Source organism: Pseudomonas sp. A (genome assembly GCF_056270345.1).
In genome coordinates this window covers 1574854-1597841 of record NZ_CM149873.1, presented here as the reverse complement: position 1 = coordinate 1597841, position 22988 = coordinate 1574854, and the positions used below count along the sequence as shown (strand labels likewise).

General features: G+C 65.1%; 21 protein-coding genes. 9 read left to right on the top strand and 12 right to left on the bottom strand.

The window, feature by feature from the left end; all coding sequences use genetic code 11:
* Positions 1–76 precede the first annotated feature (76 nt).
* The 6 genes from ilvC to mrcB form a co-directional block, all read right to left on the bottom strand.
* Positions 77–1093 (bottom strand): ketol-acid reductoisomerase, encoded by a 1017-nt coding sequence (gene ilvC, locus AC0MAZ_RS07210; RefSeq protein WP_027917653.1) that lies wholly within the window; start codon positions 1091–1093, stop codon positions 77–79.
* A gap of 53 nt (positions 1094–1146) precedes the next feature.
* Positions 1147–1638 (bottom strand): acetolactate synthase small subunit, encoded by a 492-nt coding sequence (ilvN, locus tag AC0MAZ_RS07205; protein WP_003250040.1) that lies wholly within the window; start codon positions 1636–1638, stop codon positions 1147–1149.
* A 1-nt stretch (position 1639) separates the two neighbouring features.
* The gene (locus AC0MAZ_RS07200) at positions 1640–3364 is read right to left on the bottom strand and encodes an acetolactate synthase 3 large subunit (RefSeq protein ID WP_232857782.1); all 1725 of its coding nucleotides are present in this window, start codon (positions 3362–3364) and stop codon (positions 1640–1642) included.
* A 407-nt stretch (positions 3365–3771) separates the two neighbouring features.
* Entirely contained in the window at positions 3772–4104 is a 333-nt protein-coding gene (locus AC0MAZ_RS07195; RefSeq protein WP_203648060.1) for a YqcC family protein, read from the bottom strand.
* Positions 4101–4880, bottom strand: coding sequence for a tetratricopeptide repeat protein (locus tag AC0MAZ_RS07190; RefSeq protein WP_050706955.1), 780 nt, complete (start codon positions 4878–4880; stop codon positions 4101–4103). The genes AC0MAZ_RS07195 and AC0MAZ_RS07190 overlap by 4 nt, the downstream gene beginning before the upstream one ends.
* Positions 4881–4906: 26 nt before the next feature.
* The gene (mrcB, locus tag AC0MAZ_RS07185; RefSeq protein ID WP_203648062.1) at positions 4907–7228 is read right to left on the bottom strand and encodes a penicillin-binding protein 1B; all 2322 of its coding nucleotides are present in this window, start codon (positions 7226–7228) and stop codon (positions 4907–4909) included.
* A 116-nt stretch (positions 7229–7344) separates the two neighbouring features.
* On the opposite strand from mrcB, the gene AC0MAZ_RS07180 reads away from it, so the two are divergent.
* The 3 genes from AC0MAZ_RS07180 (at position 7345) to AC0MAZ_RS07170 (ending at position 9914) form a co-directional block, all read left to right on the top strand.
* On the top strand, positions 7345–8907 hold the full coding sequence (locus AC0MAZ_RS07180) for a bifunctional aminoglycoside phosphotransferase/ATP-binding protein (protein ID WP_234563019.1): 1563 nt from the start codon (positions 7345–7347) through the stop codon (positions 8905–8907).
* Between the two features lie 100 nt (positions 8908–9007).
* Positions 9008–9361, top strand: coding sequence for a pentapeptide repeat-containing protein (locus tag AC0MAZ_RS07175; RefSeq protein ID WP_254464325.1), 354 nt, complete (start codon positions 9008–9010; stop codon positions 9359–9361).
* Positions 9362–9635: 274 nt separating this feature from the next.
* The gene (locus AC0MAZ_RS07170; protein WP_028691223.1) at positions 9636–9914 is read left to right on the top strand and encodes a TfoX/Sxy family protein; all 279 of its coding nucleotides are present in this window, start codon (positions 9636–9638) and stop codon (positions 9912–9914) included.
* 171 nt (positions 9915–10085) lie between these two features.
* Here AC0MAZ_RS07170 and AC0MAZ_RS07165 read toward each other — a convergent pair whose 3' ends face one another.
* Genes AC0MAZ_RS07165 through AC0MAZ_RS07150 form a run of 4 tightly spaced genes read right to left on the bottom strand, consistent with a single transcriptional unit; the run spans position 10086 to position 13677 of the window.
* Positions 10086–10979, bottom strand: coding sequence for a ChaN family lipoprotein (locus AC0MAZ_RS07165; RefSeq protein ID WP_475860769.1), 894 nt, complete (start codon positions 10977–10979; stop codon positions 10086–10088).
* Between the two features lie 12 nt (positions 10980–10991).
* Entirely contained in the window at positions 10992–11759 is a 768-nt protein-coding gene (locus AC0MAZ_RS07160; RefSeq protein ID WP_475860768.1) for a heme ABC transporter ATP-binding protein, read from the bottom strand.
* Entirely contained in the window at positions 11759–12742 is a 984-nt protein-coding gene (locus tag AC0MAZ_RS07155; protein WP_234560893.1) for a FecCD family ABC transporter permease, read from the bottom strand. Before AC0MAZ_RS07155 ends, AC0MAZ_RS07160 begins: the two co-directional genes overlap by 1 nt.
* Before the next feature lie 50 nt (positions 12743–12792).
* Complete coding sequence (locus AC0MAZ_RS07150) at positions 12793–13677, bottom strand: heme/hemin ABC transporter substrate-binding protein (RefSeq protein ID WP_475860767.1); 885 nt, start codon at positions 13675–13677, stop codon at positions 12793–12795.
* Between the two features lie 161 nt (positions 13678–13838).
* Here AC0MAZ_RS07150 and AC0MAZ_RS07145 point away from each other — a divergent pair, with 161 nt between their 5' ends.
* On the top strand, positions 13839–14156 hold the full coding sequence (locus tag AC0MAZ_RS07145) for a Rieske (2Fe-2S) protein (RefSeq protein WP_203648068.1): 318 nt from the start codon (positions 13839–13841) through the stop codon (positions 14154–14156).
* Here AC0MAZ_RS07145 and sfsA read toward each other — a convergent pair.
* Positions 14146–14859: a DNA/RNA nuclease SfsA gene (gene sfsA / locus AC0MAZ_RS07140; RefSeq protein WP_475860766.1), complete on the bottom strand. Its 714-nt coding sequence runs from the start codon at positions 14857–14859 to the stop codon at positions 14146–14148. The two genes, AC0MAZ_RS07145 and sfsA, sit on opposite strands and share 11 nt — an antisense overlap.
* A gap of 3 nt (positions 14860–14862) precedes the next feature.
* Positions 14863–16035 (bottom strand): pyridoxal phosphate-dependent aminotransferase, encoded by a 1173-nt coding sequence (locus AC0MAZ_RS07135; RefSeq protein ID WP_203648070.1) that lies wholly within the window; start codon positions 16033–16035, stop codon positions 14863–14865.
* 213 nt (positions 16036–16248) lie between these two features.
* Here AC0MAZ_RS07135 and dksA point away from each other — a divergent pair, with 213 nt between their 5' ends.
* From dksA to AC0MAZ_RS07110, 5 genes are all read left to right on the top strand, one after another.
* Positions 16249–16692: an RNA polymerase-binding protein DksA gene (dksA, locus tag AC0MAZ_RS07130; RefSeq protein ID WP_203648071.1), complete on the top strand. Its 444-nt coding sequence runs from the start codon at positions 16249–16251 to the stop codon at positions 16690–16692.
* A gap of 100 nt (positions 16693–16792) precedes the next feature.
* On the top strand, positions 16793–17680 hold the full coding sequence (gluQRS, locus tag AC0MAZ_RS07125) for a tRNA glutamyl-Q(34) synthetase GluQRS (RefSeq protein ID WP_475860765.1): 888 nt from the start codon (positions 16793–16795) through the stop codon (positions 17678–17680).
* Between the two features lie 302 nt (positions 17681–17982).
* Positions 17983–18159 (top strand): hypothetical protein, encoded by a 177-nt coding sequence (locus tag AC0MAZ_RS07120; protein WP_003250005.1) that lies wholly within the window; start codon positions 17983–17985, stop codon positions 18157–18159.
* Positions 18143–21118 (top strand): sensor histidine kinase, encoded by a 2976-nt coding sequence (locus AC0MAZ_RS07115; protein WP_181427779.1) that lies wholly within the window; start codon positions 18143–18145, stop codon positions 21116–21118. The genes AC0MAZ_RS07120 and AC0MAZ_RS07115 overlap by 17 nt, the downstream gene beginning before the upstream one ends.
* Before the next feature lie 4 nt (positions 21119–21122).
* Complete coding sequence (locus AC0MAZ_RS07110) at positions 21123–22565, top strand: sigma-54-dependent transcriptional regulator (RefSeq protein ID WP_203648074.1); 1443 nt, start codon at positions 21123–21125, stop codon at positions 22563–22565.
* Positions 22566–22988 lie beyond the last annotated feature (423 nt).

The window sequence follows — 22988 nt, the reverse complement described above, 5'->3', positions numbered from 1 at the left end:
CGCTTTATACCAGAAGCTGACCGCGCAAACGAAAAAACGCGGCCGAAGCCGCGTTTTTCATTTATCGACGCAAGACTCAGTTCTTGGTCTTGTCGACGATCTTGTTGGCCGAGATCCACGGCATCATCGAACGCAGTTGCTCGCCGATGATTTCGATGCCGTGGGCGGCGTTGTTGCGGCGCTTGGCGGTCATCGAAGGATAGTTGGTGGCGCCTTCGCTGATGAACATCTTCGCGTACTCGCCGTCCTGGATGCGCTTGAGGGCATTGCGCATGGCCTTGCGGGATTCTTCGTTGATGACTTCAGGGCCGGTGACGTACTCACCGTACTCGGCGTTGTTGGAGATCGAGTAGTTCATGTTGGCGATACCGCCTTCGTACATGAGGTCGACGATCAGCTTCAGCTCGTGCAGGCACTCGAAGTAGGCCATTTCCGGGGCGTAGCCCGCTTCGACCAGGGTTTCGAAACCGGCCTTGACCAGCTCGACGGTACCGCCGCACAGAACGGCCTGCTCACCGAACAGGTCGGTTTCGGTCTCGTCCTTGAAGGTGGTTTCGATGATGCCGGTACGGCCGCCACCGACGCCAGCGGCGTAGGACAGGGCGACGTTCTTGGCGTTGCCCGAGGCGTCCTGGTAGATGGCGATCAGGTCAGGGATACCACCGCCCTTGACGAACTCGGAGCGCACGGTGTGGCCCGGAGCCTTCGGCGCGATCATGATCACGTCGAGGTCGGCACGCGGAACGACCTGGTTGTAGTGGATCGAGAAGCCGTGGGAGAAGGCCAGGGTGGCGCCCTTCTTGATGTTCGGCTCGATCTCGTTCTTGTACAGCTGGCCCTGGAATTCGTCCGGGGTGAGGATCATGACCAGGTCGGCAGCGGCGACGGCGGTAGCCACGTCAGCCACTTTCAGGCCGTGGGCTTCTGCCTTGGCAACGGTAGCCGAACCTTTACGCAGACCGACGGTAACGTCCACACCGGAGTCCTTCAGGTTGCACGCCTGGGCGTGACCTTGCGAACCGTAACCGATGATGGCGACTTTCTTGCCCTGGATGATGGAAAGGTCGCAGTCTTTATCGTAGAAAACTTTCATGAAATACCCCTGTTATATCTCGGCCCCAGCGGAGCCATCGCTAGTTTTTGAAGTTAGATGCTGAGCACTTTGTCGCCACGGGCAATGCCGGTGACGCCACTGCGCACGGTTTCGAGAATCGATGCGGTGCCGATGGCCTGGATGAAGCTGTCCAGCTTGTCGCTGGTGCCGCTCAGTTGCACGGTGTACACGCTGGCGGTCACGTCGACGATCTGGCCACGGAAGATATCCGTGGTGCGCTTGATTTCGGCGCGCTGGGCACCGGTGGCCTTGACCTTGACCAGCATCAGTTCGCGCTCGATGTGGGCGCTTTCCGACAGGTCGACAAGCTTGACCACTTCGACCAGCTTGTTCAGGTTCTTGGTGATCTGCTCGATCACCTCGTCATGGCCAACGGTGGTCAGCGTCAGACGCGACAGGGTCGGGTCTTCGGTCGGTGCCACGGTCAGGCTTTCAATGTTGTAGTTGCGCTGGGAGAACAGGCCGACCACGCGAGACAAGGCACCGGGTTCGTTTTCCAGCAGCAAAGAGATGATGTGCCGCATATCAGGTACGCTCCGTCTTGCTCAGCCACATGTCACGCATCGAGCCGTCCTTGATCTGCATCGGATAGACGTGCTCGGTCCGGTCGACCGCGATGTCGATGAACACCAGGCGGTCCTTCATCGCGAAAGCCTCTTCCAGTTTCGGCTTGAGGTCTTTCAGGCTGGTGATGCGGATGCCCACATGGCCATAGGCCTCGGCCAGCTTGACGAAGTCCGGCAGCGACTCGACGTAGGAGTGCGAGTGGCGACCGTTGTAGGCCATGTCCTGCCATTGGCGGACCATGCCCAGCACACCGTTGTTCAGGTTGACGATCTTCACCGGCAGGCCGTACTGCATGCAGGTGGACAGCTCCTGGATGTTCATCTGGATGCTGCCTTCACCGGTAACGCAGGCCACGTCCTGGTCGGGGAAGTTGAGCTTGACGCCCATGGCCGCCGGGAAACCGAAGCCCATGGTGCCCAGGCCACCGGAGTTGATCCAGCGGTTGGGTTTGTTGAAGCGGTAGTACTGCGCCGCGAACATCTGGTGCTGGCCCACGTCGGAGGTGACGAAGGCATCGCCGTTGGTCACTTCGCACAGGGTCTCGATCACCTGTTGCGGTTTGATGAGGTTGCCGTCGCCCTTGTCGTAGGGGAACAGCGCACCGTCGCCGCGCCATTCGTCGATCTGCTTCCACCAGGCATCCAGCGCCGCCTTGTCAGGCTGCTCGCCGATTTCCTTGAGGATGGTGAGCATCTCGCTCAACACGCTCTCGACCGGGCCGACGATCGGCACGTCGGCCTTGATCATCTTGGAGATCGACGCCGGGTCGATGTCGATGTGGATGATCTTGGCGTTCGGGCAGAACTTGGCCGGGCCGTTGACCACGCGGTCGTCGAAACGCGCACCGACAGCGAAGATCACGTCGGCGTGGTGCATGGCCATGTTGGCGGTGTAGCTGCCGTGCATGCCGAGCATGCCGAGGAACTGGCGATCGGTGCCGGGGAAGCCACCGAGGCCCATCAGGGTGTTGGTGACCGGCAGGTTCAGCGTCTTGGCGATTTCGGTGAGGGCTTCGGAGCCGCCGCCGAGGATCACGCCACCGCCGGAGTAGACGATCGGGCGCTTGGCCGCCAGGAGCATTTCGGCCGCCTTGCGGATCTGCCCGGAGTGACCACGAACAGCCGGGCTATACGAACGCAGCTTGACCTTTTTCGGGTAGATGTACTCGAACTTCTCGGCCGGGTTGGTCATATCTTTTGGAATGTCGACCACTACCGGGCCGGGACGGCCGGACTGCGCAAGATAGAAGGCTTTTTTCAGGACTTCGGGGATTTCCGAAGCGTGCTTGATCATGAAGCTGTGCTTCACGATCGGCCGGGAGATACCGATCATGTCGGTTTCCTGGAACGCGTCGGTGCCGACCATGGTGCTGGGCACCTGGCCAGACAGGATGACCATCGGAATGGAATCCATGTAGGCGGTGGCAATGCCGGTGATGGCATTGGTCGCGCCCGGGCCGGAAGTCACCAGTACCACGCCGGCCTTGCCGGTGGCACGGGCGTAACCGTCCGCCATATGGGTGGCAGCCTGCTCGTGGCGGACCAGGATGTGCTGGACTTCCGGTTCCTTGAACAGGGCATCGTAAACATGAAGGAGAGCACCACCAGGGTACCCGTAGATGTGCTTAACGCCTTCGTCACGCAAGAAGCGGACGACCATCTCAGCGCCAGATAAAAGCTCCACGTTGTTCACCTCTAAAACGCCAGAATACCGCCCTCACTGAGCGGGTCTTAATAGGTTTACTGCCAAGCAGAGCATGAGCGAACGTCAGCACTGACTGAGCAAGTATTGGGAGTGCCCTGGTGTGTTGCGGGCCTTCCCACCCAGCGCGAGGTAACGCGTTGCGGGGTGTTACAAGTCGGCGCGGGTGTGCGCCTCATGATCTGCTTAGCGGGTCTGCTTCTGGCAGTCCCTCTACAGCGGAATCTGGATTCTTGTGATTCGGCGCGCACAAGTCAAGAAAAATTATTGCCAATTTTTCCGCAAGATGAATTGCTGCAACCACTAAAAAGGTGCTCAGCAGCAGATTTAAGAAGATTTCCATAAAAAAGGGCCACAATCTGCGGCCCTTGATGGAAAAAGAGAAGAAATCAGGCGGAGGGGCTGATCAATTGGTCGAATTCTGCCAACAGGCGCCGTAGCTCGCGGCTTTGTTCCGGACGGTCGACAAACACCGTCTCGGCCATCACCAGGATGCCCGAGGCATTGGGCAGCGGGTGGCCGTGTTCGAGAATGAGCGTCATCCGCGGCAGGAAGATCCACTGCAGCCACTGTTCGAAGGCCATGCTGTCGACGGCGAACGGCACCACGCTGGCCAGCGCCTCGGCGCTGGGTGCGGCATCACTCCACCAGCCCTGGACCTTGAGCTCGCGCTCGATCAGCAGCAGATGGTCGGCGATATCGAGTATGCGCTGTTCCATCACAGGTTGACCCGCGCCTTCTGCCGCGCCAGGGCCGCGCCGGCACTGTCACCCTGCTTCTCGCGAGCCTGGGCGATGGTGTTCCACAGCTGGGCCTGCAGGTCGGGGCGACCATTGGCGTAGGTCAGGGCGCGCCGCGCCAGTTGCTCGGACTGCGCGGCGTCGCCCTGCGACAGGCGCACCTGGGCCAGGCGGAACAGCACCTGCGGCTCACGCGGGGCGATGCGCTGGGCACGCTCCAGGCTCGACGCGGCGCCGTTGAAGTCGCCACTGCCCTGCTGCTGCTGGGCGGTGGTCAGCAGCGCCAGCACCGGGCCGTCGAGCTGTTCGTCGGCGGACAGGCCGCCGCCGGAGACGTTGCCCCGCGGAATCCCGGTGGGCGCGCTGGTGACCGGTGCCGGATTGCTCATCGAGGCGATGTCGAAGGGCTCGTCGGCGATCGGGTTGGGGTTGGTGCTGATCGGGCCGCTGCTGACCGGACCCGGGGTGATCGGCCCGGTGCTGATCGGTGCCGGGCCGGTACCTGCCGGGAACGACTGGATCGGCGCGCCGCCGGTCCCTTGCGGGATCATCACGGTGACGCCGGAGTCTTCCGGCAACGACCGGGCCTGGCTGCTGCCGCCGCTGGTCGGATAGGCCGACGTGCGGTTGGCCGAGACGCGCTCGCTGTTGGAGACCCGGGTGCTCGAATCGACCACCGGAATGTTGCCACGCGGGACGCTGGCACAGCCGTGCAGCACGGTCACTGCCGCCACGGCAGGAATCCACCACTTGTTCACTTCACACCCTCTTCAGAAGCTCGCGCTCAATTCATCCAGCCCTTGACCCAGTCCATCACCTCTTCGGCCGGGTTCTGCTCGCCACCACAGGTGGCGCCAGCGGGTGGTTCACTGCCACGAATATACGGCATCTGCACCGCTCCCGGACAGCTGCCGTCGGAACCCTGGCCGCTGTAAGGATCGATCCAGGCCTGCACCACGTTGTCCGGCTGCGGCATGTCCAGCGGCAGCGGGTCGGCCTTCTTCATGAAGCTGGTCCACACCTGCAGCGCGCCGGTGGCACCGGTGAACGGCGTCTTGCCGTTGTCGTCGCGGCCCAGCCAGACCACCGCCAGCAGGTCCTGGCTGAAGCCGGAGAACCAGCTGTCGCGCGAGTCGTTGCTGGTGCCGGTCTTGCCCGCCAAGGTCAACGAACTTGGCAGCACGCTGTACACCGAACGACCAGTGCCTTCGCGCATTACCCGCTGCATGGCGTTCTGCACCAGGTAGATCGAGCCCGGGTCGAAGGTCTGCTGGATCTGGAACGGGTAGCGCTTGAGCGGCTCGCCTTCGGCGGTGAGCACGCTGCGGATACCGCGCATCGGCGTGTTGAAGCCGCCGTTGGCGATGGTCTGGTACATGGTCGCCACCTGCATCGGCGACATGCCGCCGGCGCCCAGCAGCATCGACGGGAACGCCGGCCAGTCGACCTGCACGCCGAGCCGACCGATGGTCTTGATCACGTTGGGCACGCCCACTTCCAGGCCGAGCTTGGCGGTCGACAGGTTGTAGGAGTTGGCCAGGCCCTGGTACAGGTAGATGGTGCCGTGCGGGCGGCGATCGTAGTTCTGCGGACGCCACACCTGGCCGTCGGCGCCCTTGACCGAGAACGGCTCGTCCTGCACCCAGCTGGTCAGGGTGAACTTGCTCGGTTGCTCCAGCGCGGTCAGGTAGACCGCCGGTTTGACCAGCGAGCCGATCGGCCGCACCGCATCGATGGCGCGGTTGAAGCCGGCGAAGCCCGACTGGCGGCTGCCGATCAGCGCCTGCACCTCACCGGTTTCGGGGTTGGTGACGACCATCGCCGACTCCACTTCGTCGGCGCCCTTGCGCCCGGCCAGGCGCTTGAAGGTCTCGCTCATGGCGGTCTCGGCCTTCATCTGCAGGATCGGGTCGAAACTGGTGAAGATGCGCAGGCCTTCTTCGGTCAGGTCTTCGTCGCGGTAATCCTGGCGCAGCTGGCGCTTGACCAGGTCGAGGAAGGCCGGGAACGAGCTGTCGGCCAGGCTGCCGCGCTTGGTCACGCCCAGCGGCATCTTCTTCGCTGCATCGACCACCTCCTGGGTGGCCACGCCCTGCTCGGCGAGCAGGTCGAGCACCAGGTTGCGCCGTTGCAGGGCGCGCTCGGGGTGACGGCGTGGGTTGTAGTAGGACGGGCCCTTGACCATGCCCACCAGCAAGGCGATCTGGTGCAGCTTGAGTTCCTGCAGCGGCTGGCTGAAGAAGAACTGGCTGGCAAGGCCGAAGCCGTGCACCGCGCGCTGGCCGTCCTGGCCGATGAACACTTCGTTCAGATAGGCCTCGAGGATTTCACGCTTGTCATAGTGCACTTCCAGCAGCACCGACATCATCGCTTCGGTCAGCTTGCGACTGAGACTGCGCTCGTTGGTGAGGAAGAAGTTCTTCACCAACTGCTGGGTCAGGGTACTGCCGCCCTGGCGCATGGCGCCCGAAGAGGTGTTGACCCAGACGGCCCGGGCAATGGACTTGGGCGACACGCCGAAGTGGCTGTAGAAGTCGCGGTCTTCGGTGGCGATCAGGGTTTCCACCAGGTACGGCGGCACCTGGTCGATCTTGATCAGGATGCGGTCTTCGAGGTTCTTCGGGTAGATGCCGCCGATCATCAACGGCTCGAGGCGCACCACGTCGAGCTTGCCGCCATTGGCGCCGCTGAGGCCCGCGACATAGTCGCCGGAGAAGCGCACGCGCACGAACTGCGCCGGCTCCATGCCCTCGTAGAACTGGAAACCACGGGTGTTGAGGTCGACGTTGTTGCCATTGACCGACGCGGCGCCCGGGCCATTGGCCACGCCTTCCCGGCGATAGCCCAGGGCATCGAGTTCGGTGAGGAAGTCGTTCTTGCTCAGCTTCTGGCCGACGAACAGCTCCAGCGGCCGGGCATACACCTTGGCCGGGATGGTCCAGCGCTTGCCGGAGAACTTCTCCTGGACGGTCGCATCGAGGTAAACCGCGAAGCCGGCGATCACCACCAGGCCGACCAGGCTGAGCTTGAGTGCCCAGCCCAGCCAGGCGCGGGCGCGGCCGGTCGGGCGTTTTTTAGAGGTGCGGGAATTTCGGGTACGTGTCATGGCGGCGGATTATACGCACTTTGGAAAAGGGGGGCAGACGCCTACGGCGGTTTGCAGGGACGGCACCATTGACCATAATGTCCGATTCGAATTCCCTGACCCCTGAAGGATGATCCGTGAGCCAAGCCCTGATCAGCGCGCTGCAGAACCCCGCCCTCTATCCGCACCCTGTCGCGGGCTTCCAGCTCATCGAGACGCATATCTCCTGGGTTCTGCTCACCGGCGAGTACGCCTACAAGATCAAGAAGCCGATGAACTTCGGCTTCCTCGACTTCACCGGCCTCGACCAGCGCGGGCATTTTTGTAACGAAGAGCTGCGGCTGAACCAGCGCCTGACCGAAGGCCTGTACCTGGAAGTGCTGCCGATCACCGGCAGCGTCGAGGCCCCGCAGATCGGCGGCGAAGGCCCGGCGATCGAGTACGCGCTGAAGATGCGCCAGTTCCCTCAGGACCAGATGCTCAGCACCCTGCAGGCCAACGGCGAGCTGAACGCCGGTCACATCGACCAGATGGCCCGGCAGATCGCCGAGTTCCACCTGCAGGCGCCGAAAGTGCCAGTCGACCATCCGTTGGGCACCCCGGACGCGGTCATGGCGCCGGTGGAGCAGAACTTCGAGCAGATCCGCCCGTTCCTGACCGACAAGGCCGACCTGCAGCAACTGGACAACCTGCAGGCCTGGGCCCAGGACAGCTTCAAGCGCCTGCATGGTCTGCTCGAGGCGCGCAAGGCCGATGGTTTCATCCGTGAGTGCCACGGCGACATCCACCTGGGCAACGCCACCCTGATCGACGGCAAGGTGGTGATCTTCGACTGCATCGAGTTCAACGAGCCGTTCCGCCTGACCGACGTCTACGCCGACGTCGGCTTCCTGGCCATGGACCTCGAGGACCGCGGCCTGAAGTGCCTGTCGCGACGCTTCATCAGCCAGTACCTGGAGCTGACCGGTGACTACGAAGGTCTGGAGCTGCTGAACTTCTACAAGGCCTACCGCGCCCTGGTGCGGGCCAAGGTCGCGCTGTTCAGCCTGTCGCCCGACGCCGACGGCGTGCAGCGCGCCACCACCCTGCGCACCTACCGCAACTACGCCAACCTGGCCGAAAGCTACAGCGCCATTCCCTCGCGCCTGCTGGCCATTACCGAGGGCGTTTCGGCGGTGGGCAAGAGCCACGTGGCCATGCGCCTGGTCGAAGCGCTGGGCGCAATCCGCGTGCGTTCGGATGTCGAGCGCAAGCGCCTGTTCGGCAAGCAATCGGCAGACAACGCCGGCCAGCTCGAGGCAGGCATCTACGACAAGGAGGCCAGCGTTGCCACCTACAAGCGCCTGCATGAGCTGGCGGCGATCATCCTGCGCGCCGGCTTCCCGGTGGTGCTCGACGCCACCTACCTCAAGCAGCAGCAGCGCAAGGCGGCGGCGGACGTGGCCAACAAGACCGGCGCGCCATTCCTGATTCTCGACTGCCAGGCCCCCGACGCGGTGATCGCCAGCTGGCTGGCCCAGCGCCAGGCCGAAGCCATCGACCCTTCGGACGCCACCCTGGAAGTGATCCAGGCGCAGCAAGCCAGCCGCGACCCGCTGGATGCCGAGGAGCAGAAGCACAGCAAGCGCGTGAACACCCAGGAAAGCGCCAGCATGGACCAACTGATCGAGCAGATCCGCCAGCACCTGCCCGGCCTTTGACCCGCAAGGCGTGAAGCAGTCGACAGTTCACGCCTGAAGTCCGGCGTCCCTCCAGTGATGTCATTACAATATCATCACACCCCACGGAGGAGGCGCCGCCATGAATCAGCCCCGTCAGCTGGACAACGTCCTGTACTCGATGATCCGCGACGAGAAGATCGCGGCGTTCAACCGCGAGAAGCCCAGCGATTCGACTATCGACTTTCGAGGCGGTGATTTCCGCGGCCTGGATCTGCGCGACCTGGACGTACGCGGCATCGACTTCACCGACGCGTACTTTCGCGCTGCCGACCTGCGCGGGCTCGACCTGCGCGAGAACGGCCTGGAGGGCGCCAGCCTCGCCCATGCGCAGATCTCCGGGACCTACTTCCCGGCTGAGCTCAGCGCCGACGAGATCCTGATGTCGGTGAAGTTCGGGACGCGGATGCGTTATCGCAGCCAGCGCCAAGGGTAAGCGCCTGGCCTGCACAAGGCTGTGGGCGCGAACTTTGCTGGAGCGGGTGCGTGGGAGCGGGCTTGCCCCGCGATAGCATCGGCCCCTGCGATCGCCATCGCGGGGCAAGCCCGCTCCCACGCACCCGCTCCAGCAGGGTTCCATCCAGCGAAAGTACTGCATCCCGTCGGCCCCGATGGCAAAAGGCCGCGTTATTCACAACCCCCGCTACACTCCTCATTGACCTGCTCGCGATTTATCCCCACGACCCGTTCAGCCATCGCAAGGAGGCTCGATGAACGATGAATTGCAGCATCTGAAAAACCTTGGCAAGACCTCCGCGCAATGGCTGCACGCCGTCGGTATCCACAGTGCTTCGGACCTGCGCCGGCTCGGCGCGGTGGGTGCCTATCAAGCCGTGAGAACGCGAGGATTCCGGGCTTCGAAGGTGTTGTTGTACGCCATCGAGGGGGCCCTGCTGGACATGCACTGGAACGACCTGCCGGCCGAACGCAAGCAGGCGCTGAACCAACAGCTCGACGCGAAATGCCCGGCACAGAAAAACGAAAAATAATTCGCAAAAGGCATTGACGCCGAAATGAGAATCGTTATGATTATCACAACTGGTCGCGAGACCGGTTGGGTAACCTGAATGCTCCCTGGTTCGGACGCTCAGATTATCTCCTCATCAGGCTAATCACGGTTATTGACCCGGCACTTTGCCGGGTCTTTTTTTGCCCGCGATTCAGGGCGCCTTGCGCAGTTGGGCGCAGTAGTCCTGCTCCGGCGTCGCCGGGGTGTACCAGACGAAGTCGGCCATGCCCGGCTCGACCGTCTCTCCTACTTCCGTCAGCAACAGCACCTTGCCCTCGGCCTTGGCGTCGAGGTCGGCCAGATGCAGGGGCACGCCCAGGTCCTTGCGCGCATGGTAGCTGCCGGTGAGCAGCAGTGCCGGTTGCGGCGCGGCCAACAGCCGCTCGGCAATGCGTCGGTCGCGCTGCTGCTGCACCGCCAACATGGCCGGCAGCTGGCTTTCCGGCAGCAGGTTGCAGTGGCCAGCGCGCACCTGGGCCAGCAGCGCCTGCACCACGGCCGGCGCATTGGAGCGCTCGCCCGGCGGTGTCACTGGCTGGCGATAGGCCTGGCGGACCTCCTCCGGTGACAGGTTCGCGGCCAGCAGCGGGTAGGGTTGGCCCAGGGCCTCGCGGACGATCGGCCCGTACAGCGCCCAGTCCCAGCCGGGTTGCCAGTCGAGGGCCTTGGGCAGGTCGGCTGCCGGCGACGCCTTGCCCTTCTGCGCATCGACCAGGGCCTGCTGCCGCGGCTCGAGCATTTCCAGCAGCAGGCTGCCCTGCGGCCGGCGGCTCTCCAGGGCGCGCAGCAACCAGAGCTGCAGGCGATGGTGGTCGGGGTTATCGTGCTTTTCACCCACCAGCACCCGTGGCGCATCGGCCAGGCGCTGGACCAGCTGCCCAGGGCTCAAGGCCTGGCCGCTGGATAATTCGATGATCCGCCCCAACTGGGCGTTGTCACGGCCCTCGGTGCCCTGCCAGGCCGGCACGGGTGGCAGGCTCGCCTGGCAACCGCCCAGCGCCAGCACCAGGCAGATGGACAGGCCGGACAGCAGGGGATGGCGCATGGCGAAAGCCTCTTAGCGAGTGATGATCAGCGGATGGCCGCGCTCCGGGTGCGGCTGGACCAGGACATCGATACCGAACACTGCCCGCAGCGCCGCCGGCGTCAGCACCTGTTGCGGCGTGTCCAGGGCATGGCAGCGGCCCTGCTCCAGCAGCAGGATATGGTCACAGTAGCGCGCCGCCAGGTTCAGGTCATGCAGGATGACCAGCACCGCCGCGCCACGGTCGCCGAAGCTGCGCACAGCTTGCAGCGTGGTGTGCTGGTGCAGCGGGTCGAGCGCAGAGGTGGGCTCGTCGAGCAGCAGCGTGGTACCCGGCTCGCCGGGCCACAGCTGGGCCAGCACCCGCGCCAGGTGCACGCGCTGGCGTTCGCCGCCGGATAGCGCCAGGTAGCTGCGCTCGACCAGGTGCCCCGCATCCGCCGCCGCCAGTGCCGCCTCGACGATCTCCCGGTCGCGCTGACGGCCGCTGGCGTGAGGCAGGCGACCGAGGCCGACCACCTCCTCGACACTGAACGCGAAGCCCAGGCTGGACACCTGCGGCAACACCGCCAGCCGGCGGGCCCGTTCCTGCCCCGACCAGCCCTCCAGACCGCGACCATCGAGGTGGACCTGCCCGGCGCTGGGCGCCAGTTCGCCACACAGGGCGCCCAGCAGGCTGCTTTTGCCAGCGCCGTTGGGCCCGAGCACGCCGAGAACCTGCCCGGGCCGCAGCGTCAGGTTGATGTCGTGCAGCACCTGGCTACCACCGCGCTTGAGGGACAGCCCTTGGACGTCGAGCATCAGCTACGTACCTTCACCAGCAGGAACAGGAAGAATGGCGCCCCGATGAAGGCGGTGACGATGCCGATCGGCAATTCCGCCGGGGCCAGGGCCAGACGCGCAATCAGGTCGGCGAACAGCAGCAGGGTACCGCCCGCCAGCAGCGACGCCGGCAACAGCACCCGGTGATCCGGCCCCGCCACCAGGCGCACCAGGTGCGGCACCACCAGGCCGATAAAGCCGATCAGGCCGGCAGCGGCAACCGCCGCCCCCACGCCCAGCGCGGTGCAGAACACCAGTTCGCGCTTGAGCGCTTCGACCTCGATGCCCAGGTGTCGGGCTTCCGACTCGCCCAGCAGCAAGGCGTTGAGCGCCTGCGCCCGGCGCGGCAGCCACAGGGCCACGGCCGCCGCCACCAGCAGCAAGGGCCATAGCCGCTCGTAGCTGGCACCGTTGAGGCTGCCCAGGTTCCAGAACGTCAGGGTGCGCAGGGTGGCGTCGTCGGCCAGGTAGGTGAACAGGCCCACCGCCGAGCCGCCCAGCGCGGTCATGGCGATACCGGCCAGGAGCATGGTGGCCACATTGGTCTGCCCGTCACGCCGCCCCAGGCGGTAGACCATCGCCGTCACGCCCAGCCCACCGACGAAGGCGCAGAGCGACAGCAGGTAAGGCGCGAACCAGTCGGCAATGCCCCCCAGCCAACTGCCGCCGACGATCGCCACCGCCGCGCCCAGGGCAGCGCCACTGGCGACGCCGACCAGGCCCGGATCGGCCAGCGGGTTGCGGAACAGCCCCTGCATCGCCACGCCGGACAACGCCAGCACGGCACCGACCGCCAACCCCAGCAAGGTGCGCGGCAGGCGGATCTGGCCGAGGATCATCTCGGCCTGCTCCAGGCCTTCGCCGGATACCGGCAAGCCGATCAGGCGCAAACCGGCGCGCAGGGTGTCGAGCAACGGCAGGCTGACCGGGCCCAGCGCCAGCGATAGCCAGACCGCGAGCAGGCACAGCAGCGCCAGGGTAATGAACAAGGTACGTGGTCGAATCCGCTGCCTCATGGGTTGAAGCTGGCCTTGGCGGCAGGATAGAAGCTGGCGGCCAGCTCATGCAGGGTGGCGGGCAAGCGTGGGCCCAGGCCGCCGACCAGCAGCGTCGGGTCGAGCGACAGCAGGCGTTTGTCGCGCACCGCGCGCGAAGTCGCCAGGGCCGGGTTTTCCTTGATCAGCGCCTGCAGGGCTTGCTCGCCGCTGAGGGCCCGGTCGGAGAACACCACCACGTCCGGATTCAGCGCGGCGAGGGCCTCCACCGAGAAGTTCTTGTAGCCCTGGTGATCGGCGAGGTTGCGCCCTCCCGCCTGGCGCAGCACCCAGTCCCCGGCGGTGCCCTGCCCGGCGATCATCGGCTTGGTGCCGGCATGGCCGACCAGCAGCAGGACACCAGGCGCCTTGTGCCCGGCCTGGACCTGCTCGACCTGCTTGTGCAGCGCCTCCAGTTGCCGGCGATAGTCAGCGGCCAGCGCCTCGGCCTTCTGCTCGTTACCCAGCAATGCCCCCAAATGCTTGAGGTTCTCGTCCACCGCGCCGACCTCGGCCTTGCTGGAGAACAGCTCGACCCGCACTCCGGCCTTGCGGATCTGCGCCAGCACCGGCGGTGGTCCCATCTCCTCGGTACCCACCAGCACATCGGGGCGCAGGCTGAGGATGCCCTCGGCCGACAACTGGCGCTGGTAGCCGATGCTGGGCAGTGCCTTGAGCGACTCGGGGTGCTGGCTGGTGGTGTCGACACCGACCAGCCGCTGCTCGCCGCCCAGGGCGCTGATCCACTCGCTCAGGGCACCACCGGCGCTGACCCAGCGCTGCGGCAGCTCGGCGGCCATGGTTTGGGCGGACAGGGCAAGACCGGCGCACAGGGCAATCAAGGCAGCGGGACGGCGCATCATCGGATTCCTTTGCAGAGGGCGGGCAGCACACCTTGTGGCGGGCGGCACAAGTGCGCACCATAGACAGCCTGGCGCGGCGAATGCGGGCAATTTGATAATTATTCGCATTGAAGCGTCAAGCCATCCCTTTGTCACACGGCTTAACCGGAAACTCCGCTGCAATGCATTTTCTCTGCGCCTCCAACGACCTCGCCGAGGGCCACAGCCGCGCCTTCAGCGTAGCCGGCGTGCCGCTGTTCGGCGTGCGCCGCCAGGGCAAGGTCCACCTCTACCGCAACCGCTGCCCGCACCGGGGCATCCCGCTGAACTGGGCAGCGGACAACTTTCTCGACGACAGCGCGAGCCTGATCCAGTGCGCCCATCACGGGGCCCAGTTCCTGATAGAAAGCGGCGAATGCATCACTGGCCCCTGCGCGGGCGAATGGCTGGAGGCCCTGGACTGCCGGGAAGACAGCCAGGGCATCTGGCTCACGGAGTGAGCAGCACCGGCAGCGGACGGTCGATGACCAGTTGCTGCGCATCCAGCCGGGTGCCGTAGGCCAGTACCTCGACCCCTTGCGCCACGGCGGCGCGCAGGGCCTGGGCATAGGCGGCGTCGATCTCCTCGGCAGGGCGCACGGCCTCGATACCGGTCAGGTTCACGCAATACAGCTGCACCGCGCGGATACCCTGGCGCGCCAGGGTGGCCAGCTCGCGCAGGTGCTTGGCGCCGCGCTGGGTGACGGCGTCGGGGAAGGCCGCCACCGGCGTGTCGGGGTAACCCAGGGTTACGCTCTTGACCTCGACATAGGCCTGGGTGCCGTCGGCATACTCCAGATAAAAGTCGATCCGGCTGCGCTCCTCGCCATAGGCCACCTCACGCTTGAGCGTGGTGAAGCCAGTCAGTTCGCTGATCACCCCGGCGCGCAGCGCCTCTTCCACCAAGGCGTTGGCACGCCCGGTATTGACGCAGGCCAGCCGGCCCTGGGGCGTTTCGCTGATCTCCCAGGTACCGGGCAACTTGCGCTTGGGGTCGTTGGAGCGGCTGAACCACACCTGCCCGCCCTCGCACATGCAATTGAGCATGGAACCGGTGTTGGGGCAGTGGATGGTGATCTGCTCGCCACTGGCCAGCTCGATGTCGGCCAGGAAGCGTTTGTAGCGGCGCAGCAGGCGCGCCTGTTCCAGGGGCGGAAACTGCACCGGTCAGCCCTGCCAGCTTTGCAGGCCACGGGCGATGCGCTGTACCGCCTCTTCCAGGCGCGGCAGGCTCTGGGTATAGGCGAAACGCACATGGTGACTGGCCTGGTGCCGGCCGAAGTCCAGACCCGGGGTGAATGCCAGGTGCTCGGTTTCCAGGAAATGCCGGCAGAACGCGAAGGCATCGCCGCCGAACGCGCTGATATCGGCATACAGATAGAAGGCCCCCTGCGGCTCCACGGCGATGCCGAAGCCCAGCCCGCGCAATGCCGGCAGCAGATAGTCGCGGCGACGGGCGAACTCGGCGCGGCGCTCTTCGAGGATGGCCAGGGTTTGCGGCTCGAAGCACGCCAGCGCGGCGTGCTGGGCCATGCTCGGGGCACTGATGTAGAGGTTCTGCGCCAGCTTTTCCAGGTCTGCCACCGCCGACGGCGGGGCCACCAGCCAACCCAGGCGCCAGCCGGTCATGCCGAAATATTTGGAAAAACTGTTCAGGACGAATGCCTCATCGTCCACTTCCAGCACGCTCGGCGCATCCATGCCGTAGGTGAGGCCGTGGTAGATCTCGTCCACCACCAGATGCCCGTGACGCTCGCGGGTGGCCCTGGAAAGGCTGGCCAGCTCGTCGCGGTCGAGCACGGTGCCGGTCGGGTTGGCCGGTGAGGCGACCAGGGCGCCGACAGTGTCCTTGTCCCAATGACGCTCGACCAGATCAGCGGTCAGCTGATAATTGACGTCCGGGCCCACCGGCACCAACTGCGCGCCACCTTCGACCAGGCGCAGGAAATGCCGGTTGCACGGATACCCCGGGTCGGCCAGCAGCCAATGCTTGCCCGGATCGACCAGGAGGCTGCTGGCCAGCAGCAGGGCGCCGGAGCCGCCCGGGGTGATGAGCACGCGCTCCGGATCGAGGTCCACACCGTAACGCTGGCCATAGAACCCGGCAATCGCCTCGCGCAGTTGCGGCAGGCCACGGGCCGCCGTGTAGCGGGTGTGCCCGGCGGCCAGGGCGGCCTGGCCTGCGGCGACGATCGGCGCGGCGGTGGTGAAGTCCGGCTCGCCGATCTCGAGGTGGATCACGTCGTGGCCCGCGGCCTGCAGCTCGTTGGCACGGGCCAGCAGGGCCATGACGTGGAAGGGTTCGATGGCGCGACTGCGCGCACTGTGTGGCTGAGCCATGGGCCTTCTCTCAATTGGGTCTAAACTGGTGATTCTACCTGTGCACGCCAACGAACGCGCCGGTCAAGCCGCTGTCAAAAGCAGGCATAGGGCGGGGTAGCGCACCCCGGATCTATCTGGTAAGTTCGGCGGCTCGCAGTCGCAGGGCCGGCGGGCGCCGGAGATGGAAGCAAGCCTGCGCATTGGATCAGATGAGTGAGAGGCGGTCTATTCATGTCCACCGTAGAAAAGCAAAAAGTCCAGACCATGTACGGTGTCGAGCCCTACGTAGAGGCCAAAGGTGAAGAGTACATGGGCGAGCCCATGAAGAAGCACTTCATCAAGCTGCTCAGCGCCTGGAAAGGCGAGCTGATGGTCAGCGTGGATCGTACCGTGGACCACATGAAGGACGAAGCAGCCAACTTCCCCGACCCGGCGGACCGTGCCAGCCAGGAAGAAGAATTCGCCCTGGAGCTGCGCAACCGCGATCGCGAGCGCAAGCTGATCAAGAAGATCGACAAGACCCTCGACAAGATCAAGGCCGACGAGTACGGCTGGTGCGACTCCTGCGGCATCGAGATCGGCCTGCGCCGCCTCGAGGCCCGTCCGACCGCCGACCTGTGCTTCGACTGCAAGGAAATTGCAGAGAAGAAGGAAAAGACTGTCGGTAAAGGCTGATCCCGGACCCTCGCAGACGGGGCGTATCGGTTGTGGAAGCGGGCTTGACCGCTTTCTACGACGGGTACGCCCCGTCTTCATTTATATAGCTGTGCAATCCATGAACGACTCCCGCTACATCGGCCGCTTCGCCCCCACTCCCAGTGGCTTCCTGCACTTCGGCTCGCTGGTCGCCGCCCTCGCCTCCTGGCTCGACGCCCGCGCCGTGAACGGTCGCTGGCTACTGCGCATGGAAGACACCGATCCGCCCCGGGAGATGCCCGGCGCCCGTGACGCGATCCTGCAGACGCTGGAGCGCTACGGGCTGGAGTGGGACGGCGAGGTGGTGTTCCAGAGCCAGCGCCACGATGCCTATGCCGCGGTGGTCGACCGCCTGTTCAACATGGGCTTGGCCTATGCCTGCACCTGCTCGCGCAAGCAGCTGGAAGGGCACAACGGCATCTACCCAGGCTTTTGCCGCAACGCCGGGCACGCCCGCGAAGGCGCGGCGATCCGCCTGCGGGTGCCGGAGCTGATCTATCGATTCAGCGATCGGGTCCAGGGCACGTTCGAGCAGCACCTGGGCCGCGAGGTGGGCGACTTCGTCATCCAGCGTCGCGACGGGCTGTATGCCTACCAGCTGGCGGTGGTGCTGGACGATGCCTGGCAGGGGGTTACCGATATCGTGCGCGGCGCCGACCTGCTGGACAACACGCCGCGCCAGCTGTACCTGCAGGAGTTGCTGGGGTTCTCGCAGCCGCGTTACCTGCACATTCCATTGATCGTGCAGCCGGACGGGCACAAGCTGGGCAAGTCGTACCGCTCGCCACCGCTGGAGGCGGACCAGGCGACGCCGTTGCTGCTGCGTGCCCTGCGGGCATTGGGGCAGCAGGCCGATCCGGCATTGGCGGGGGCCAGCCCGGCCGAGGTGCTGGCGGTGGCCCGGCAGCAGTGGCGGCCGGAGAATATTGCCCGGCAAATGACAGTGCCCGAAGCTGAATTGCGCTGATGCCCTGGTTCGACCGGCCAACGCGATCCCTGTAGGAGCGGCCTTGTGCCGCGATGGGCTGCAAAGCAGCCCCGGCAATATCTGAGGCAACACTGAAAACCTGGGGCCGCTACGCGCCCCATCGCGGCACAAGGCCGCTCCTACAGGGACCGCGCAAGACAGCAAGCCCTGCGTTTCAGCAAAATCAAAAGCCCAACAAATTCAACCCCTTGGCGAACCCTACCGATTCCCGCTAGCATCGCCCCAGCCATTTGCGCCAATAATAAGTCCAAGCCCGCAGCGCCCAACCCATCGAGGCCAGCATGTACATCTATCGTTTGGTCCTGCTTCTGGTCGTGGGGATCTACCTGTTCTCCCCGGCCATCATGGACTGGTGGATCGAGCCGACCGGAGCCTGGTACCGCCCCTACCTGCTCTGGCTGATCCTGATCGTCGTCACCTTCATCCTGCAGAGCCAACGAGATGCCGATGAGCTTTAGCCTGACCCAGATGATCCTGATCAGCGCCGCCTACCTGCTGGTGCTGTTCGGCGTGGCCTGGATCAGCGAACGCGGGCTGATCCCGCGCGCGGTCATCCGCCACCCCCTGACCTACACCCTGTCGCTGGGCGTCTACGCCAGTGCCTGGGCCTTCTATGGCTCGGTCGGCCTGGCCTACCAGTACGGCTACGGCTTCCTCGCCTGTTACCTGGGGGTGTCGGGGGCCTTCCTGCTGGCACCGGTGCTGCTCTACCCGATCCTCAAGATCACCCGCACCTACCAGCTGTCGTCGCTGGCCGACCTGCTGGCGTTTCGTTTTCGTAGCACCTGGGCCGGCGCGCTGACCACCATCTTCATGCTGATTGGCGTGCTGCCGCTGCTGGCCCTGCAGATCCAGGCGGTGGCCGACTCGATCAGCATCCTCACCGGCGAGCCGGTCAAGGCGCGGGTGGCGTTCGCCTTCTGCGTGCTGATCATCCTCTTCACCATCTTCTTCGGCTCGCGTCATATCGCCACCCGCGAGAAGCATGAAGGCCTGGTGTTCGCCATCGCCTTCGAATCGGTGATCAAGCTGCTGGCCCTCGGCGGCGTCGGCCTCTACGCGCTGTACGGTGTGTTCGGTGGGCCACACGGCCTGGAAGTCTGGCTGCTGCAGAACCAGACCGCCCTCGCCGCCCTGCACACGCCGCTGCAGGAAGGGCCGTGGCGCACCCTGCTGCTGGTGTTCTTCGCCTCGGCGATCGTCATGCCGCACATGTACCACATGGCCTTCACCGAGAACCTGAGCCCACGCTCGCTGGTCAGCGCCAGCTGGGGCCTGCCACTGTTCCTGCTGCTGATGAGCCTGGCCGTGCCACTGGTGCTGTGGGCCGGCCTGCGCCTGGGCGCCAGCACCAACCCTGAGTACTTCACCCTGGGCCTGGGCATTGCCGCCAACAACGAAGCGCTGGCGCTGCTGGCGTATGTCGGCGGGCTGTCGGCCGCCAGCGGGCTGATCATCGTCACCACCCTGGCGCTGTCAGGCATGGCCCTGAACCACCTGGTGCTGCCGCTGTACCAGCCGCCGGCCGAAGGCAACATCTACCGCTGGCTGAAATGGACCCGGCGGGCGCTGATCGTCGCCATCATCACCGCCGGTTTCGTCTTCTACCTGACCCAGAACACCCACCAGAGCCTGGCCAACCTGGGCATCGTCGCCTTCGTCGCCACCCTGCAGTTCCTGCCCGGCGTGCTTTCGGTGCTGTACTGGCCGACCGCCAACCGCCGCGGTTTCATCGCCGGGCTGCTGGCCGGCATGCTGGTGTGGATGGTGACCATGCTGCTGCCGCTGCTGGGCAACCTGCAGGGCTTCTACATCCCGCTGCTGGACATGATCTACGTGCTGGACGACACCAGCTGGCACATGGCGGCCATCGCCTCGCTGGCAGCCAACGTCCTGCTGTTCACCCTGATCTCGCTGTTCACCAACGCCAGCAGCGAAGAGGTCAGCGCCGCCGAGGCCTGCGCGGTGGATAACGTGCGTCGCCCGCAGCGCCGCGAGCTGCATGCCGCCTCGCCCCAGGAGTTCGCCACCCAACTGGCCAAGCCGCTGGGCGCCAAGGCCGCACAGAAAGAGGTGGAACAGGCCCTGCGCGACCTCTACCTGCCCTTCGACGAGCGCCGTCCCTACGCCCTGCGCCGCCTGCGCGACCGCATCGAGGCCAACCTCTCCGGCCTGATGGGCCCGAGCGTGGCCCAGGACATGGTCGAGACCTTCCTGCCCTACAAGTCCGGCAACGAGAACTACGTCACCGAGGACATCCACTTCATCGAGAGCCGACTCGAGGATTACCACTCACGCCTGACCGGCCTTGCCGCCGAGCTCGACGCCCTGCGCCGCTACCACCGCCAGACCCTGCAGGAACTGCCCATGGGCGTGTGCTCGCTGGCCAAGGACCAGGAGATCCTGATGTGGAACAAGGCCATGGAGGAGCTCACCGGGATCGCCGCCAAGCACGTGGTCGGTTCGCGCCTGGTGACCATCGGCGAACCCTGGCGCGGCCTGCTGCAAGGTTTCATCAACGTGCCCGACGAGCACCTGCACAAGCAGCGCCTGGCCCTCGATGGCCAGCCACGCTGGCTCAACTTGCACAAGGCGGCCATCGACGAACCGCTGGCCCCGGGCAACAGCGGCCTGGTGCTGCTGGTCGAGGACCTCACCGAGACCCAGGCGCTGGAAGACAAGCTGGTGCACTCCGAACGCCTGGCCAGCATCGGTCGCCTGGCGGCGGGCGTGGCCCACGAGATCGGCAATCCGATCACCGGCATCGCTTGCCTTGCGCAGAACCTGCGCGAGGAGCGCGAGGGCGACGGCGAGATCATCGAGCTGTCCAGCCAGATCCTCGAGCAGACCAAGCGCGTGTCGCGCATCGTCCAGTCGCTGATGAGCTTCGCCCATGCCGGTGGCAGCCAGCAGAACAGCGAGGAGCCGGTGTGCCTGGCCGAAGTCGCGCAGGACGCCATTGGTCTGCTGGCGTTGAACCGGCGCAATTTCGAAGTACAGTTCTTCAACCTCTGCGACCCGCAACACTGGGTCGAGGGCGACCCGCAGCGCCTGGCCCAGGTGCTGATCAACCTGCTTTCCAACGCCCGCGACGCCTCCCCGCCCGGCAGCGCCGTGCGCGTGCGCAGTGAAGTGAACGAACACACCGTCGACCTGATCGTCGAGGACGAAGGCAGCGGCATCCCGAAAAGCATCATGGACCGCCTCTTCGAACCCTTCTTCACCACCAAGGACCCGGGCGAAGGAACCGGACTGGGGCTCGCTCTGGTCTATTCCATCGTGGAAGAGCATTATGGGCAAATCACCATCGACAGCCCGGCCGACATCGAGCGCCAACGTGGTACCCGGATCCGCGTGACCCTGCCCCGGCATGTCGTAGCGACGTCCCCTGAAATTCGAGACCGTCGAGAGAATTGAATCAATGCCGCATATTCTGATCGTCGAAGACGAAACCATCATCCGTTCGGCCCTGCGTCGCCTGCTCGAACGGAACCAGTACCAGGTCAGCGAAGCCGGCTCGGTGCAGGAAGCCCAGGAACGCTTCAGCATTGCCACCTTCGACCTGATCGTCAGCGACCTGCGCCTGCCGGGCGCCCCGGGCACCGAGCTGATCAAGCTCGGCCAGGGCACCCCGGTGCTGATCATGACCAGCTACGCCAGCCTGCGCTCGGCGGTGGACTCGATGAAGATGGGCGCGGTGGACTACATCGCCAAGCCCTTCGACCACGACGAGATGCTCCAGGCCGTGGCCCGCATCCTGCGCGACCGGCAGAACGCTCCAGCCGCCGCGCCTGCCGCCGAGCCACGCGCCGGTAACGGCAAGGCCGCCAGCGACAAGGCAGGTAGCGCGGCCGCCAACGGCGAGATCGGCATCATCGGCTCCTGCCCGCCCATGCAGGACATGTACGTCAAGATTCGCAAGGTCGCCCCGACCGACTCCAATGTGCTGATCCAGGGCGAGTCGGGCACCGGCAAGGAGCTGGTCGCCCGAGCCCTGCACAACCTCTCGCGCCGGGCCAAGGCACCGATGATCTCGGTGAACTGCGCGGCGATCCCCGAGACCCTGATCGAGTCGGAACTGTTCGGCCACGAGAAGGGCGCGTTCACCGGCGCCAGCGCCGGGCGCGCGGGCCTGGTCGAGGCCGCCGACGGCGGCACGCTGTTCCTCGACGAGATCGGCGAACTGCCCCTGGAAGCCCAGGCCCGCCTGCTGCGCGTGCTACAGGAAGGCGAGATCCGCCGGGTCGGCTCGGTGCAGTCGCAAAAGGTCGATGTGCGCCTGATCGCCGCGACCCACCGCGACCTGAAGAACCTGGCCAAGGCCGGGCAGTTCCGTGAAGACCTGTACTACCGCCTGCACGTGATCGCCCTGAAACTACCGGCCCTGCGCGAGCGCGGCAGCGACGTCAACGAGATCGCCAATGCCTTCCTTGCCCGCCAGAGCGCACGCATCGGCCGCGACGACCTGCACTTCTCCCACGAGGCCGAGCAGGCCATCCGTCACTACAGCTGGCCGGGCAACGTGCGCGAACTGGAAAACGCCGTGGAGCGCGCAGTGATTCTCAGCGAGAGCGCGGAAATTTCCGCCGACCTGCTGGGCATCGATATTGAGCTGAGCGACCTGGAAGACGATGACGTGCTGGACAGCCTGCCAAGCCTGGCCAGCGCCAACAACGCCAGCCACGAGCCGACCGAGGACCTGTCGCTGGAGGACTACTTCCAGCATTTCGTCCTCGAGCACCAGGACCACATGACCGAGACCGAGCTGGCGCGCAAGCTGGGCGTCAGCCGCAAATGCCTGTGGGAACGCCGCCAGCGCCTGGGTATCCCGCGACGCAAGAGCAACGCCACCAGCGACAATTGATTCTATGTAATCCAATCGCGGGGCCAGCCCGCTCCCACGCCAGCCTTGCCTGGTCCGTGGGAGCGGGCTAGCTCCGCGATGCGTTTGTGCGGTAACACATCAGTTCCCGCAAAAATCTGTTACCCACCCTGTCAGCCGTAACATCCCCCGAGGCGTAAGGTAACGAAATTTCTACATTTGCCCCGCCCAAAAACCTGCCTGAACCGCTGAAACCCCCGATTTCATTGGGTTTTCAAAAGTTGGCACGGCACCTGCTATATGTCTGGTACAAGAACAATAACAAGCACTGCAACTCAGAATAAGAACAAGACGAAACGGCTCACGCACAATAAGAACAAGACGGCGGAGGCGCAGCTAACTGATTCTTTTGGAGAGGCGTTGTGTTTGGGGCTTGCCCCACGATCAGGCAGAGAACAACAAAAA

Excerpts from the sequence above, each read along its gene's own strand:
- gluQRS (WP_475860765.1), top strand. The coding sequence starts at position 16,793 with ATGAACGACTCCCGCTACATCGGCCGCTTCGCCCCCACTCCCAGTGGC.
- AC0MAZ_RS07110 (WP_203648074.1), top strand. The coding sequence starts at position 21,123 with ATGCCGCATATTCTGATCGTCGAAGACGAAACCATCATCCGTTCGGCC.
- ilvC (WP_027917653.1), bottom strand. The coding sequence starts at position 1,093 with ATGAAAGTTTTCTACGATAAAGACTGCGACCTTTCCATCATCCAGGGC.
- mrcB (WP_203648062.1), bottom strand. The coding sequence starts at position 7,228 with ATGACACGTACCCGAAATTCCCGCACCTCTAAAAAACGCCCGACCGGC.
- AC0MAZ_RS07150 (WP_475860767.1), bottom strand. The coding sequence starts at position 13,677 with ATGATGCGCCGTCCCGCTGCCTTGATTGCCCTGTGCGCCGGTCTTGCC.
- ilvN (WP_003250040.1), bottom strand. The coding sequence starts at position 1,638 with ATGCGGCACATCATCTCTTTGCTGCTGGAAAACGAACCCGGTGCCTTG.
- AC0MAZ_RS07135 (WP_203648070.1), bottom strand. The coding sequence starts at position 16,035 with ATGGCTCAGCCACACAGTGCGCGCAGTCGCGCCATCGAACCCTTCCAC.
- dksA (WP_203648071.1), top strand. The coding sequence starts at position 16,249 with ATGTCCACCGTAGAAAAGCAAAAAGTCCAGACCATGTACGGTGTCGAG.
- AC0MAZ_RS07145 (WP_203648068.1), top strand. The coding sequence starts at position 13,839 with ATGCATTTTCTCTGCGCCTCCAACGACCTCGCCGAGGGCCACAGCCGC.
- AC0MAZ_RS07170 (WP_028691223.1), top strand. The coding sequence starts at position 9,636 with ATGAACGATGAATTGCAGCATCTGAAAAACCTTGGCAAGACCTCCGCG.
- AC0MAZ_RS07115 (WP_181427779.1), top strand. The coding sequence starts at position 18,143 with ATGCCGATGAGCTTTAGCCTGACCCAGATGATCCTGATCAGCGCCGCC.
- AC0MAZ_RS07120 (WP_003250005.1), top strand. The coding sequence starts at position 17,983 with ATGTACATCTATCGTTTGGTCCTGCTTCTGGTCGTGGGGATCTACCTG.
- AC0MAZ_RS07175 (WP_254464325.1), top strand. The coding sequence starts at position 9,008 with ATGAATCAGCCCCGTCAGCTGGACAACGTCCTGTACTCGATGATCCGC.
- AC0MAZ_RS07165 (WP_475860769.1), bottom strand. The coding sequence starts at position 10,979 with ATGCGCCATCCCCTGCTGTCCGGCCTGTCCATCTGCCTGGTGCTGGCG.
- AC0MAZ_RS07160 (WP_475860768.1), bottom strand. The coding sequence starts at position 11,759 with ATGCTCGACGTCCAAGGGCTGTCCCTCAAGCGCGGTGGTAGCCAGGTG.